At 47.8% G+C, this 14,169-nt stretch carries 14 protein-coding genes; 2 read left to right on the top strand and 12 right to left on the bottom strand.

Annotated elements, in window-relative coordinates; translation table 11 throughout:
- Positions 1-14 precede the first annotated feature (14 nt).
- Entirely contained in the window at positions 15-1,739 is a 1,725-nt protein-coding gene (locus tag A7975_RS16960) for a cache domain-containing sensor histidine kinase (protein ID WP_065385845.1), read from the top strand.
- A 108-nt stretch (positions 1,740-1,847) separates the two neighbouring features.
- On the opposite strand, the gene A7975_RS16965 is transcribed toward A7975_RS16960, so the two are convergent.
- From A7975_RS16965 to A7975_RS16985, 5 genes are all read right to left on the bottom strand, one after another.
- Complete coding sequence (locus A7975_RS16965) at positions 1,848-3,086, bottom strand: TraB/GumN family protein (RefSeq protein ID WP_065385846.1); 1,239 nt, start codon at positions 3,084-3,086, stop codon at positions 1,848-1,850.
- 250 nt (positions 3,087-3,336) lie between these two features.
- Entirely contained in the window at positions 3,337-4,185 is an 849-nt protein-coding gene (locus A7975_RS16970; RefSeq protein ID WP_065385847.1) for a pirin family protein, read from the bottom strand.
- A gap of 101 nt (positions 4,186-4,286) precedes the next feature.
- On the bottom strand, positions 4,287-5,900 hold the full coding sequence (locus tag A7975_RS16975) for an S-layer homology domain-containing protein (protein WP_065385848.1): 1,614 nt from the start codon (positions 5,898-5,900) through the stop codon (positions 4,287-4,289).
- A 166-nt stretch (positions 5,901-6,066) separates the two neighbouring features.
- The gene (locus A7975_RS16980; RefSeq protein WP_065385849.1) at positions 6,067-7,044 is read right to left on the bottom strand and encodes a ring-cleaving dioxygenase; all 978 of its coding nucleotides are present in this window, start codon (positions 7,042-7,044) and stop codon (positions 6,067-6,069) included.
- Positions 7,045-7,100: 56 nt separating this feature from the next.
- Positions 7,101-7,538 (bottom strand): MarR family winged helix-turn-helix transcriptional regulator, encoded by a 438-nt coding sequence (locus A7975_RS16985; protein WP_065385850.1) that lies wholly within the window; start codon positions 7,536-7,538, stop codon positions 7,101-7,103.
- Positions 7,539-7,829: 291 nt separating this feature from the next.
- Between A7975_RS16985 and A7975_RS16990 the strand changes: the two genes are divergently transcribed.
- Positions 7,830-8,318, top strand: a complete 489-nt coding sequence (locus A7975_RS16990; RefSeq protein ID WP_255314318.1) for a M15 family metallopeptidase — start codon at positions 7,830-7,832, stop codon at positions 8,316-8,318.
- 387 nt (positions 8,319-8,705) lie between these two features.
- Here the strand turns inward: A7975_RS16990 and A7975_RS16995 are convergent, their stop codons facing one another.
- From A7975_RS16995 to A7975_RS34240, 7 genes are all read right to left on the bottom strand, one after another.
- Entirely contained in the window at positions 8,706-9,722 is a 1,017-nt protein-coding gene (locus A7975_RS16995) for an LLM class flavin-dependent oxidoreductase (RefSeq protein ID WP_065385851.1), read from the bottom strand.
- 208 nt (positions 9,723-9,930) lie between these two features.
- A complete protein-coding gene (locus A7975_RS17000) occupies positions 9,931-10,374 on the bottom strand; it encodes an Rrf2 family transcriptional regulator (protein WP_053372602.1) in 444 nt (147 codons plus the stop codon).
- A 156-nt stretch (positions 10,375-10,530) separates the two neighbouring features.
- Positions 10,531-10,932 (bottom strand): VOC family protein, encoded by a 402-nt coding sequence (locus A7975_RS17005; protein WP_053372603.1) that lies wholly within the window; start codon positions 10,930-10,932, stop codon positions 10,531-10,533.
- A 421-nt stretch (positions 10,933-11,353) separates the two neighbouring features.
- Positions 11,354-12,262, bottom strand: coding sequence for an aldo/keto reductase (locus tag A7975_RS17010; protein WP_065385852.1), 909 nt, complete (start codon positions 12,260-12,262; stop codon positions 11,354-11,356).
- 38 nt (positions 12,263-12,300) lie between these two features.
- Positions 12,301-13,029: a type 1 glutamine amidotransferase gene (locus A7975_RS17015; RefSeq protein ID WP_065385853.1), complete on the bottom strand. Its 729-nt coding sequence runs from the start codon at positions 13,027-13,029 to the stop codon at positions 12,301-12,303.
- 120 nt (positions 13,030-13,149) lie between these two features.
- Positions 13,150-13,920: an IclR family transcriptional regulator gene (locus A7975_RS17020; RefSeq protein ID WP_065385854.1), complete on the bottom strand. Its 771-nt coding sequence runs from the start codon at positions 13,918-13,920 to the stop codon at positions 13,150-13,152.
- 31 nt (positions 13,921-13,951) lie between these two features.
- Positions 13,952-14,104: a hypothetical protein gene (locus A7975_RS34240; RefSeq protein WP_176707742.1), complete on the bottom strand. Its 153-nt coding sequence runs from the start codon at positions 14,102-14,104 to the stop codon at positions 13,952-13,954.
- Positions 14,105-14,169 lie beyond the last annotated feature (65 nt).

Here is a 14,169-nt window from a genome sequence, read left to right on the forward strand (position 1 = left end):
GCATTAAACGAAAAATGATTATAAGCACAGCTTCCATTGTAACGGTTTGTCTGCTGTTTTGCGGCACCATCTTTTACTTATATTTCTCCAAAATATTAAAACAACAGGTCATTCAAGATGACCAGGTCAAATTAAATCAAACAGCCTACCGACTGAACGATATGATTTCAAATGTCCGCACCTTTACGGAAACACTTATGGTGGATGAAAATCTACAAGCCTTCCTCAAGAAAGATACGCGTATGGATGATGTCTACGACTTCCTAGACGGGAGAAGCGAAATTGTCCGCAAGCTTAATCAGTATTTTGCTTTAAGAAACGATGTTCAAAGCTTTTATATTGTTAAAGGAGGGCAGGAAGTAACGTTAAGCACTTCTCCACTCGATGAATCTGTACGTGAATCCCTAGGTGAACCATGGTTTCGTGAATTCATCGCTTCACACAAAGATCGGGGTTTTACAGGCCCGCATTTTATGCACAACGACTCCTCTCTCGATAAACAAAGTAAGGTGATTAGTTATGCGGTGAATATACTAGACATTGATCACTATGACCGAGTTATTGGAAAATTAATTATCAACATCTACTTCGATCATTTTGTAAGTGTTGTGCAATCCAATGCGGCATCCTACGAACAATACTGGTGGGTGAACGAAGATAAGCAAATTCTATATAGGAAAGCAGAAAATCCGCTGCTTAACGATCGTTTCAATGCGAGCAGTTCATTCGAGGAAAATAAAAGCGGCTTCATCTATAAAAGCTCCGTAGGCGATCAATGGAATATTATTTCTTACACTTCCAAAAAAAAAATTTTACATAAAATAAATTATATTTTCACCTTTATTTTGCTCATGATCGGGGCTAGTATATTGGCCATATTGCTCATTCTAACCCCACTAATTAACAATATAACAAAACCGATCTTAAAACTCACACGCGCAATGAAACAAGTGTCCGCAGGGAACTTGAATGTGAATATAACGGTTCAAAGCAAGGACGAGCTTGAAGTGCTAGCTCTTGGCTTTAACCGAATGCTTGAAGATTTGCGGGAGCACATCCAGGAATCGTTGGAGAATGAGAAGATCAAGCAGCAGCTTGAAATCGATCTATTGCTCTCACAAATTAATCCGCACTTTATCTATAACACGTTAAATACGGTCATATACTTAGCAAGAAAACAGCGGCACCATGATATTACGGAGATGATGACAGCGTTTATTCATATTCTGCAAGATGCGGTACAAATCGGAAATAACGAAGTGTTCTCTTCCGTCGAGAAAGAAGTCGGCATTATTCAGGACTATACAAAAATACAAAAGTATCGATATCGCGATCAATTTGAATTGCACTTGGACATCGCTGATAACGTATCTACCATTTATATGCCAAAAAATATTTTACAGCCTATTATTGAGAACGCCTTATTCCACGGCATACTCCCTAAAGAAACAAAAGGAATGATTACCTTATCTATTCACCTCGAGAATGATCGACTAGTAGTGAATATTAGCGATGATGGTGTAGGAATGACACCTGAGGCTATAGAGTCAATGGCTCGGAATGGCAATGCTGCCCACTCCAACGACGGACGCATAAGGAATATCGGGTTAACCAATGTAAAGAAACGCTTAGAATTACTGTTCGGAAGCGAGTTTCTTCTTGCCATTGACAGCTTCCCTCTACAAGGTACCTCGATAACTATCCAAATCCCCGCTAAAATAGGTTCAATACCAAGCTGATTTAACTAGAACAGTCCGTGCTGAACGGGTTCGCCGCATTGCAGCTTCATATGATAAAAAAGAAGGCAATCACCGTTATTCACGGGATTGCCTTCTGTATTTGCCGCATTATTGACGCGTTACGGTGAAGCCCTTTTTCTCAAGCAATGGCACGATGCCATCCTCGCCTAACATATGTGCTGCGCCAACAACAACAAAGTAAGTTTTTTTGGCGCTGTCATTCAAGTAACCTGTAACTTTATCGACCATTGGACCATTGCGGTCTGTAAGCAGTGCTTTTCTAAACTCTTCATTGGACGATGTCGAATTAGTCAGCTCAAGCAGCTGCTTCTCGTCTCCGGTCACCCACATTTCAGTAAGCTTTTCGATTCCGGAATCCTCTTTGTAAAAGTTTTCAAGGGATGCGCTCAGCATCTCTTCTTGCAGCTTATCTGAGAATCCGTCGAACATTTTGAGCTGGTATTCAATCGATTCAAGCTCAAGAATTGGCTTCTTGCCCGTAATGGCCTGCTGCAAGAAATGCGCGTCGATGCCGATACCCGGATCAAAGCCTGATTTTGCCGTTGTAAGGTAATCTACGGTTGAAGACACGCTCCAAGGCTTGTACGTGTCCAGCACGTTTTCAGCCAAGCCGTTCGCCTTCAAAATTTCTCCCAGCTTCTTATACGCATCAGCGGAAATGTGATCCTTAAGCGTTGTTTTGTCTTTATAGACGCTTAGATCAAGCACAAGCTTCTGTACATCGGCTTCGTTCATTTTTGAAATATCAGCTTCAACAGCCAAGTAGTCGGAAGCTTCATACGCCTTCTGAATTTCCGGGCGAAGCGGATACATGGCATTGTTCGCAATATGAATCGAGCCTAACAAATATACCGTATTTCCCGCATTCTCTACCTTCCATAGGAAGCCGCGGCTCGGTTCTTTGGCCACAATGGAAACGGCGCGCTGCTCTTTGTTCCAAGATACCTCATACCCTGCCGCCTCGCCTGCCGTGCGTAAAGGGATATAAACGGTACCCTTAACCAGTTTAGGCGCAACAAGCAAGCCTTGCTCTGCTTCGTTGACCATTGCCCCAAGATTATCGATTTGGAATAAAAGAACCAGACCTTCCTTCTTGCCGGAAATGACTTGGTTCTTCTGGTCCCAAGTGACTTCAAAACCAAGCTTCTCAAGCAGCAGCTTCGCTGGAACAAGCGTCGTGCCCTTCTCTACTATAGGCTGGAGGTCGCCGAGCTGTACCTGCTGGTTCTCTACCCATACCGTTACGGGCTTTGACTCCGCTTGTACGTTAGTAACAAATGAAAATAGTAGTGCTAGTGTTAGAAATAGTGCTGCAAATCTTTTCATGAATGGACCCTCTCCCTCCTCCGTCATCGGCCTTGCGCCGTACTCGCTTTTCTACGGCAAATAGACCCTATCGCTCCATATTTTACATATAGCGCCCGCGCAATTACAATATCGGAAAATACCAATTTTGTTTTCGTTGCATGCCCTAATGGCAGTATCATATAATGCGCTTACAATTTGAAGGCAGCCTGCTATTTGTCCATAAAAAAAGGCACGCTCCGCAATGTGCGGGCGTGCCTTACTCGATTGATTATACAAATTTGCCGTTCCGATAATCCGAATAAGCCTGTCTGATCTGCTCTTCCGTATTCATCACGAACGGTCCTCGCGCGGCAATCGGCTCATTGAGCGGCTCGCCCGCATAGAGCATAACGCGGAGCTTCGTTACGGCTGTCAGCTCAAGCTCGCTTGACTCGGTGCCGTCCTCTCGGCTCAACGTTAATACTTGCCGCTTGCTGCCCTTCGTGCGTTCGCTGCCAAACTCCCCTTCTCCTTCGAGCACGTAGAGAAAACCGCTGTACGAGCCCGGCAATTGCTGCTTAACCGTAGCTCCCGGCTCAAGCGTCATTTCCAGCATGGTGACTGGGACCACGTTTTGGGTTGCGGAGTGAACGTTGCCCGATGAGCCGGAGAAAACGCGTATAATGGCGCCTTCTTCCTCCCTTACAGGCATATCGGCTCCTCTAAGATTTTGATAACGGGGCGTCGTCATCTTATCGGCTGCCGGCAGGTTAACCCATAGCTGTAGCGAATGTACGATCTCGCCTTCGGCAGGGTCTTCGTTATGGATAACGCCTCGTCCGGCTGTCATCCACTGGGCATCGCCCGCAACGAGCTCTTCCTTGCTGCCAGAGGCATTGTCATAATGCTCAAGCCGTCCTTTGATCACATACGTCACGGTTTCTATGCCGCGGTGCGGATGATCGTCGAAGGAGCCTTTTTGGAACCAATCCTCTGCGAGCAGAAGAAACGGGTCATGCTCTTCAAAGAAACCTTGCTCCAATATAAAACTGTTCTGATGCTGGCTGCTTATATGGTTAATTTCCGGAGTACGCACCTTTTTTATGCTGCGTTTATAGATCTGCGATTTTTCACTCATAACGCTATACCTCCTTAGAGTAGGAAAGCTGTTAGATGTTTGTTCTATAGCTTTAGTATAGCTCGCTAACTCACTTTTCTCAAGTAACTAATTTTACGTTATTACCCCTTGAAGGAATAGCCCAAAAAACGGTCTGCGTTTCTCATGCTCGTCCAAATGTCAGCACTTTCCCCGCCGATGTACCAATAAGCTAAACCGGCTAGCTGATTATCAACTGCCAGCTTGTATTTGGCGGATAACGAGCGTCCGTCCTCTACCCACATTTTATGGTTCACGCCGTTTTTTACGTAAGAAGCCGTGTATAGCCCTTCTTTAGCATTCCATTTCGGTCTAATTGCATACTGCTCAATGAGCGCATTTTGCTGGCTAAAGGAAATAAACTCGGAGGATTCCACGCTTCCATCCTTCTTCAGATCCCAATCGCGATTGTAAAATGGCAATGCCAAAATGACCTTCTCATTAGGCACTAATCGCAATAGCTTATCGATCGACGCTTTATCAAAGTCTAATGAGGCATTGGGTCCCGCTTCCGATGTACCGCCCCAATGCTCGTCATACCCCATCAATACGACATAATCCGCTTGCTTGCCAAGCGCCGCAAAATCGAAAGCATCCGTCCAATCGGTGCCCCGGTCGGGAGATACATCGATGGATAGAGTCGCGTTTAAAAGATGAAGCTTTTTCGATAAATCCGTTATAAAGGCGGTCAGCGCGGCACGATCCTGTGGCGCTACATTTTCGAAATCGATATTAAGACCGTCTAGCTCATATTTTTGCACAAATGCCGTCAGCTTCGTGATTGCCGCATTACGCGAAGCGCTATTGGACAGCATTTGATGCGTAGCTGCTTGATCGGAACGATTGCCGACCATGGCCCACACTTTTTTATTGTTCTTTTTCGCCCAATCCACAAGCGTTTTATCTGTGTTATCGGATACGTCACCCGTTGCGCCCGCAAAGTACCAGCGCGGAGACAACGTATTCACATTGGATTTCAAAACACTTTGTTCATACTGCTGCGTCGTTTGCGAATATTGCCAGCCTAGCTTGATGGATTCCTTAGGCTTTGCCGCGAGCTCGGCTGCCCATTTCTTATTTTGCAGCACCCGGTGAATCATGACCGCCGTCTCTTGCCTTGTGATGGGGTCGGCTGGACGGAAGAGGCCATTATCGTCGCCTTTCATTAGGCCAAGCTCGTGAACCGACATAACTGACGGAATCGCCCATTCCGCAATCAGGCTGTCATCCTCGAAGCTCATGTCCGCGCCCGCAGCGCCTCCGGGCTGCTTTAGCGCCCGCGACAGCAATACCGCCGCCTCCTGCCTCGTGACTGGCTTGGCTGGAGCAAAGGAAGTGGCGCTTACGCCATCGGCTAAGCCAAGCTGCACGGCAGCTTGAATCCAGCCATAATACCACGCCTTCTTCGGCATGTCGGCAAATGGTGATACCGGTGTTGCCACCGGCTCTAATCTAAGCAGCCGATCAAGCACGGTCACAAACTCTGCCCGAGATATCGATTGGGCCGGAGAGAAGGTGCGATCCGATGTGCCCGTTATTATTTTTTTATTATATAAATCTATAATTTCCTGCTTGGCGTAACTCCTTGATATATCGTCAAATGGCAGCGTGCTTTCCGCAACAGCTGACTGTACGTTCGTGATCACAAATAATAGAACGAATGCCGCTAGAGCAACTCTAGTGCTTTTATAATTCATGAAGATCCTCCTACTAGGCCGAATCCTCGAATCATACCAAACTTCCGTCTATTACTCATTGCTAAATTATTGGTAGCTATACTAGATAATCAATTGTGCAAAAAAAAGACGAGCATTCCCTTCTACTCTAAGAAAGGAATGGCTCGCCTTTTATCGCTATGGTTGCTTACCCGTTTGATTTGGTTTCCAGCGGTTTTAATCTGGCTTCGATCTGCGCGCGCTGCGGCTCTAAGAACGGAGGCAGAGCAAGCGATTCGCCCAAATGGTTGATATCCTCATCCGTATCAAAGCCAGGACCGTCAGTCGCTAGCTCAAAAAGAATGCCGTTTGGCTCGCGGAAGTATAGCGAGCGGAAGTAGAAACGGTCAACGAAACCGGAGTTTGGAATGCGGACTCCGCGGATATGCTCAATCCACTCGCGAAGCTCGTCGTCGTTGTCCACGCGGAACGCCACGTGATGGACGCCCCCATGGCCCTGCTGCTCACGCGGCAAATCATGGCGTTCCTCGATATGAATCTCAGCGCCGCTGCCCCCTTCGCCGGTTTCGAATACGACGATATCCGGCTGGCCTGCGATAGTAGACGGGTACTTACCTTTTTCGCGGAAGCCCATCAGCTGCGTTAGGACGAGTACGGTTGGCTCCGGATTTTTGACCGTCAGCTGTACCGGGCCAAGTCCAAGTATGCCGAATGCAACAGGAACCGGGCTTTTGTCCCAAGGAATGCCGCCTTTAACCCCTTCATTACGCTCATCGGATACGAGCACGAGACGTTGTCCTTCAAAATCACGGAAAGCAATCGTATTGCGTCCTGCGCGTTCTGTGATTTCATCATGGTCAACGCCGGATTGTTCAAACCGCTCCTTCCAATAACGAAGCGCCGCATCATTTGCCACCCGAAGGGACAGGGATGAAATGCTGCTTGTACCGGGCTTGTTTTTGCCTGTCATCGGAAATTCGAAGAAAGTAAGCTCCGTCCCCGGATTGCCTTTCTCATCGCCATAGAACAAATGATAAACCGAAGTCTCGTCTTGGTTAACCGTCTTCTTAACTAAACGAAGGCCTAGAAGCTTCGTATAAAAGTCAAAATTGCCGGATGCCGTGCCCGTGATTGCGGATACGTGGTGAATGCCTTTAAGTTGCATAATAACAACCTCCTATAAGTTTTGGGCAGCAAATCATGCTGCGTAAGTTATCGATCTTATATTTTTTTGAGCAAGTCGAGCAGCTGGCGCTTCTCATCCCGATTCAAAGCGTTATACTGCGATGCCTGAAAATGCTCCTGCATCGGAACGACATCATCAAATAGCTCCTTGCCCTTCTCCGTTAACGATACATATTTAGTCTTCCACTCTTGCTCTCGCTTTACGAAACCAAGCTCCTCTAGCTTGCCGAGCAGCTGCGTAATGTTGCCTTTTGTCACAAACAGCTTGTCGGCTAGCTGCTGCTGAGTCAAACGTTTATTTGCGCCGACCTGTGCGAGTATATCGAACTGCGAGACCGACAGGTCCCATTTTCTCAAATGCTGATGGGTTTCTTTCAAGCTTTGGTTATAAACCCGCGATAAGCGATACCATACCATTAAGCCTAATCGTTCATCGCGTTTAGACAAGAAAGATTCCGCTTCATTTTCACTCATTGGACCACCTCGCTTCTTCGTTATACTTATCAGTTTAGACCTAAACTGATAAAAAGTCAAATGTCGACATCGAATCCCCTACCACAGGCTAGGGTAAGCTTAATGACAATATGTTAAGATAAGCGGATACAATGCGTAAGGAGATTTAGAATGATTGAACGAAATCCAATTAACCGGCAGCCGCTGCCGGCTGGTCAATCTCCCTTTGACCTCGCAGCCAGAACGAAACGCAAGCGCAACAGACTTTTGCTGCTGGTCATTTTAGCGATAACGGCCGTTTTGTTATGGAAGATGATCCTCACCCTCGAGCCTTATTTGCCTAATAACGATATCATTCCCGCTGCTCCGATAACCGAGCTGCATCCGATCGTCTTCGCCAAGCAGAACGAGCTGATCGCCCAGACGGGCAAAGCAGGCATCAAGATCCTGATTACGGACGGCTTCCGCTCAAGCGAGGAGCAGGATGCGATCTATGCAAAGGGACGAACGACGGAGGGCAAGGTCGTTACGCAAGTGCAGGGCGGCCATTCTTATCACAATTACGGGCTTGCCATCGATTTTGCGCTGTACACGAAGAAGGGCGAGGTCGTATGGGACATGGAGTATGACGGCAACAAGAACGGGCAGCCGGATTGGATGGAGGTTGTTGCCATAGCGAAGCAGCTTGGCTTCTCTTGGGGCGGCGATTGGAACAACTTCCCCGATTATCCGCATCTCCAGATGGACTTCGGTTATTCCATCCGGCAGCTCCGCAATGGACAGCGGCCGCCCGCTGAATGATTGATATATTTCCGAGTTCGCAAAAAAAAGCTGCCCCAAAAGGTTTTCGACCTTAGGACAGCTTTTTTAATTTGCATGCATTCCGCGCCAAATGAACATCTTGTGCTCCCTACGCCAAAGGTCAACCTGCCAAGTGGGTAACTGACGCTCCGTCAGCGGAAAGCGGAAATAGGTCTAGAAAGTAGACCTAATGTTGGCGAGCAGTCAAACACTAGGCACACCATCAGATTAAACGCCCAGAACATACAACAATAAAATTGCTGCAATGCAGCATAAGAACAGGTGACTTAGCCGATAGTAAAAACGTCCATCCATAGGGCTTTCTCACGACGCCCGCTAAATGAGTGAACGGCCTGAACGGCCTAACGATCTCGATCCGTCAGCCCTCTACAGCCCAGCTATAATTTCATAAGAACGCAAGCGTGCCTTATGATCGAAAATATGTGCTGCAACCATAATCTCATCTGCTTGCGTCGCCTCAATATATTGCTTCAGCTTGCTGCGAACCGTTTCTGGCCCTCCAACAATGGAAGAGCCAAGCTGCTGCTGCAAAGCCATTTTCTCCTGAGGTGTCCATACGGTATCCATATCGCGAACCGGGGCAGGCAATGGACCGCGCGTATTGCGAATAAAAGAAAGAAATAATTGCTGCATGGACGTAGCTAGGTAAGCCGCCTCTTCATCCGTATCTGCCGCTACAACGTTAACTGCAACCATTCCCTTTGGCTTATCGAGAATTGCCGATGGCTTAAAGCTGCTGCGATAGAGATTCATAGCCGGAACGGTAAAGGTCGGCGAGAAATGTCCTGCGAATGCAAACGGCAAGCCAAGCTGAGCAGCCAGCAAGGCGCTAAAATCACTTGAGCCCAGTAGCCAAATCGGAATTTCCAGTCCTTCGCCTGGAATCGCCCTTACAGGCATGCCAACCTCTGCGCTGGACGGATCTAGAAATGCGCGGAGCTCTGCCAGCTGCTCAGGAAAATCATGCCCATTGCTTTTTCTGTTCCCGCGAAGCGCCGCTGCTGTAAGACCATCCGTGCCCGGCGCTCGGCCAAGCCCAAGATCGATACGGCCGGGGAACAAAGACTCCAGTGTGCCGAATTGCTCGGCGATGACAAGCGGCGCATGGTTTGGCAGCATAATGCCGCCTGAGCCTACGCGAATCGTCGATGTGCCTGCCGCTACATGACCAATTACGATAGAAGTAGCCGAGCTTGCTATGCTGGGCGCATTATGATGCTCCGCCAGCCAGTAGCGGTTGTAGCCCCATTTTTCCGCATGCTGGGCAAGATCTAACGTATTTCTCAGCGATTCGGCAACGGAGCCTCCTTCAACAATTGGAGAAACATCGAGCACTGAAAGTGGAATGTTAAATGTTGCATTTATTTGCGTCTGTTCTGACATTATGCTCACCCTTTCTTAATCATCGGAAGATATAGCCTTCCTTAATCCATTCTCAAATTAACTGTATGAATATTTGATACATATCGAGCAATAAAAAAAGCTGCTTTTCTAGCACGACAGCAACAATCAGCGGTAAAAACTTCCTTCTATCGTTTTACCGCTAATTGTTGTTGAAGCAGCCGTGATTCCTCGCATCCGTACAATGACATTAAACCTGCTGTGTTTTATACTGCTGCTGACATTTTCGGATTTTATCCAAAGCCGTTTGCAGCGTATTTTGCTCCAGGTAAGCCTCATAATGCTGCTCAGCTTCATAGAAAAAATGATCCATAACAGCCTGAATATTAGCCGATACGAGACAATCCTCCTCCGGGTTGCCGGAACACCAGTGAGGCTTCAGTGTACCGCCAGAAATTGCGCGGTAAATTTGAGCCAGCGTAACCTCGCCCGGCTCGCAGTTCAAAATATATCCGCCGCCGATTCCTTCCTTCGTCTTCACAAATCCGTGCTTCCTCAGCGTGCTCATAATTTTGCGAATGCGCGTTGGATTCGTCGAAACGTTCCGAGCGATCGTATCGCTGCTGGCCATATGATCAGGCAAATAGGCTAACAGCACGAGACTGTGAACCGCTACCGTAAATTCACTATTCATTTTCACAACTCCCTCTCAAGAAGGATACTGTAATATTATTGCATACAGTTGATAAAGTCAAACCTTCCTATCTAAGAATAGCACAGAGAGAAAGGACTCGCATAGCCTTCTCTCTCTGTCACATTCTCAAGGCGATAGAATAGACCTTATTTTAACCTATGATGCCGGCTGCTGCCATACTTGATACTTATTGCCGTCCGGGTCCTTGAAATTAAGCTGTAGGCCACAGCTACCCTCATCTCGAATGTCCCGCTCCACCCATGTCCCCGCTTCCTTAAGGGAAGCAAACAGCACATGAATCTGATTGGTTTCAAAGCAAAGCGGGAACATTTCGAATGACGCATCATCTTCCGCCCAACCTGCCGTGACGAAAGTAAGCGGTGTCATGTCAGGGCTTGGCAGAAGAAATAACCAGCCGCCTTCCTCCATCACCATAATCGCGCCGCGACCCGGTTCAACCTTGGAACGGAGGCGCATGCCTAATACACGCTCATACCACGCTGCGGACCTCTCCACATCAGACACAGGTACATAGGCACATTCGATTCGTTTAATCATCGTTCAACCTCTCCTTTTCTCCTCGTTTTCGAAAGTAAGAATGGATTGACCCAAATTTCCGAATGGTATTCCTTTATAAAATGAACCAGCTGCTCGAGCTGCTCACTCCCATTGTTTCTGCCTCCTGTGCTTGCCTAAGTAAGAGAATTGCGCGGTCGGCAATGTTTGGTCCTTCGAACGATCCGATGCAGCCAAGGCATGAAACGACTCAGCTTGTCATCTAATAACGTTTGTCAGTATGAATCAGCATACGAACAATTTCGAACATACTATTTGTTGGTTCAAAAAAAAAGCTGCCCGGCAGGCAGCTCCCTCATTTCTCCATGCAATTAATTGGAAAATGACCCACAAAGAGATCATAGCGTTGAACGTTTGTTCTGTAAATGAAAACTTTGCCCAGTCATACTCCCTCATGCTTATTTTAACGGTGCTGCTCATATCGGCTGCTTCGGCTTATGCTCTGAATAGCTTCTAGTTCATGTGGCGTAAGCGGTGCAGCCTCACTCGCCGCTATATTATGCAGCAATTGCCTAGAAGTGCTTGCGCCAGGAATAACCGTCGCAACAGCCGGATGGGCTAGCGCATATCGGATTGCTGTATGTGCCATGTCTCGGGAGCCATCTCCCGTTTCGAGCAATACAGCACGCAGCGCTGACAGCTCTTCCTTGCCATAATCCAAATAACCTTTCTCCGCTTTCCCAGCGCCATCATCAGTCAAAATCCCTTTTGCCACCGGACCGCGAGCAATTAAGCTTATCCCCTTCTCTGCCAGCAGAGACAGCACATGCTCTTCCGGCCTTCTATCCAATATGCTGTACTGGCTCATCACGCTGACGATATTTGACCGCTCCACGTACTCGCGAATGACGTTTGGCCGAATAGAGGATATGCCGTAATAACGAATAAGCCCCTCCTGCTTAAGCTCCTCGAACGCCTCGATGGTTTCCGAGATTGGATCTTCCAGCGTACCGCCATGCAGCTGATAGAGATCAATATAGTCCGTTTGAAGCCTCCTTAGGCTGTCCTTCACTGCTGCCTTGATATATGCCTTGGACGGGTCCCAGGTCCAGCCTTCCTTGCCAGGCTCCCAGCGATTGCCGACCTTCGTGGCGAGTATAACCTCTGAACGCCTTCCCCGAATGGCCTCACCGACAATTTCCTCATTAAGCCCTTCATTATAAAGATCTGCCGTATCCAGAAAATTGATGCCCCCGTCAATAGCTTCATGCACGAGAGCTACCGCCTTCTCCCTGTCTGTCCCAAGCGACATGCAGCCAAGACCGACCTCACTTACGTAGAGCTCTGATTTTCCTAGACGATTGCGCTTCATCCTTGAACACTCCCTTTTTTAAAAAATAAACTTCCCTTTCAGCCATTTCCGTTTATCGTTGTTGTATGGCACTTTGCCTCTGCATGGGCAGTAATCTGATCCAATATACGGTGGAGCGCTTTAATCGAATGCTCGCTTTGACCGAATTGACCTCGAATTTGCTCTGCCTTCTGAATATAAGGAGCATCGATCAGCTCGGAGGACCAGTGCGCAAACATCGACTCGATGCAAGATGGTGTCGTCTCCAGATGGAATTGCAGCCCGAGTACATGCTCCCTATAGGCAAAAGCCTGCACCTTGCACGCTTCCGAATAAGCGAGCAGACGCGTTTCCGCAGGCAAATCAAAGGTGTCGCCATGCCACTGAAACGATACCAGCTGCTCCGGCAAGCCATCCAGCCACGGATGCTGCTCTCCCGTGCGATTAATCGTATGCCAGCCTATTTCCTTATAGGCGCCACGATATACGGGACTTCCTAACAGCTCAGCTATCATTTGAGCGCCGAAGCAGATGCCCAGCACTTTTTTGCCGAGCACAATCGCCTGCTTCACAAATTGCTTCTCGGAAATGAGCCAGGAATATCGATCTTCCTCGTACACGCTCATCGGCCCGCCGCATATAACGAGCAAATCCGTCTCATCAAGCCAAGCTGCATTTATTTCAATAGAAGGATCGCGCATCTCCAGCCGATGCCCCGTAAGGCTTGCCCATGTACGGAGCGCATAATCATCATCAAATTCAAAATGTCTAAAAGCAAGGATATTCATCGTTCGGATCTCCTCCAATGTACGCAGGCGCTGCTGCTAATGAAGGTAATTATAATCCCATTATTCAGTATCTGAAATATCTATATCCCGAATAACGGGAAACCATGTACAAAAAATAACTTACCGCTTCAGCTTGTAGCGATAGCCAAGCTCGTTCGAAATGAGATCTGCATATTTTTTGACGAGTGAGCTGTTTCTTTCAATCGTATCCTCCGTAAACCGAAGAGAAGGCCCTGCCACATTTAATGAGCCAATTACCATGTTCTCATAAGAAAAGATCGGGGCACCGATACCGGTCGTTCCCTCCGTTGCCTCGCCTGTCGTAATGGCATACCCTTGCTTATGAATCATTGCAATCTCATCCTCAATATGCTCCCGCGACAATGGCTTTAGCGAAGGCACCGATGACCAATCAACATCCGCGAGCAATGCTTCCTGCGTTTTACTTGGCAAATAGGCGAGGATCACACGGTTTGAAGCGCCGATGAACAAGGGCAGCTTAAGCCCGATCGGTTCGGATATTTTCAAAATTTGCGGTGAATCAACCGAGTCGATATAGACGCCCTCCGCATTTTCGCGGGTAGCGAGGTAGACGGTTTCCTTCGTTTTCTGCGAAAGCTCCTCCATGAACGGCCTCGCAACCGTGCGGAGCATCAAGCTATCCCACATCAGGAAGCCATACTTCATAATCGTCAAGCCTAGCTTGTACTTCTTCGTTTTCGTGCTTTGCGCAACGAACCCATGCTCCATTAAGGAGGCTAATATCCGATGAACGCTTTGCACGGGCATATCCAGTTCCCTGCTCATTTCCGTGACGCTCATCTCTTTCTCCGTCCCTTGCGGAAGCAAAAGGTCCAATATGTGAATGGCTTTCGTGATTACGCCTGACATGGCGCCTCGCCTCATTTCCTTTGCAACTAGATTAATTTCTCAAGCTGGCCGGCTCTTTGAAGGCGAGCAGCTTGCCCTCTGCCTGCACCACGATCATGCCGCTCTCCGAGAGCGTCTCGCCAAACACTCTGCTGCCCGTTTTCATGATCACGCCTCGGGCAAACGTCGAAATCCATTTTCTCATGCAACACCTGCTTATCTTCTCGATTTAAATGCCTATTTACATACGCATAAAAAATGGAAAATGTT

Origin of the sequence: Bacillus sp. FJAT-26390, assembly GCF_001682865.1 — a bacterium.
Taxonomy (GTDB): domain Bacteria; phylum Bacillota; class Bacilli; order Paenibacillales; family Paenibacillaceae; genus Pristimantibacillus.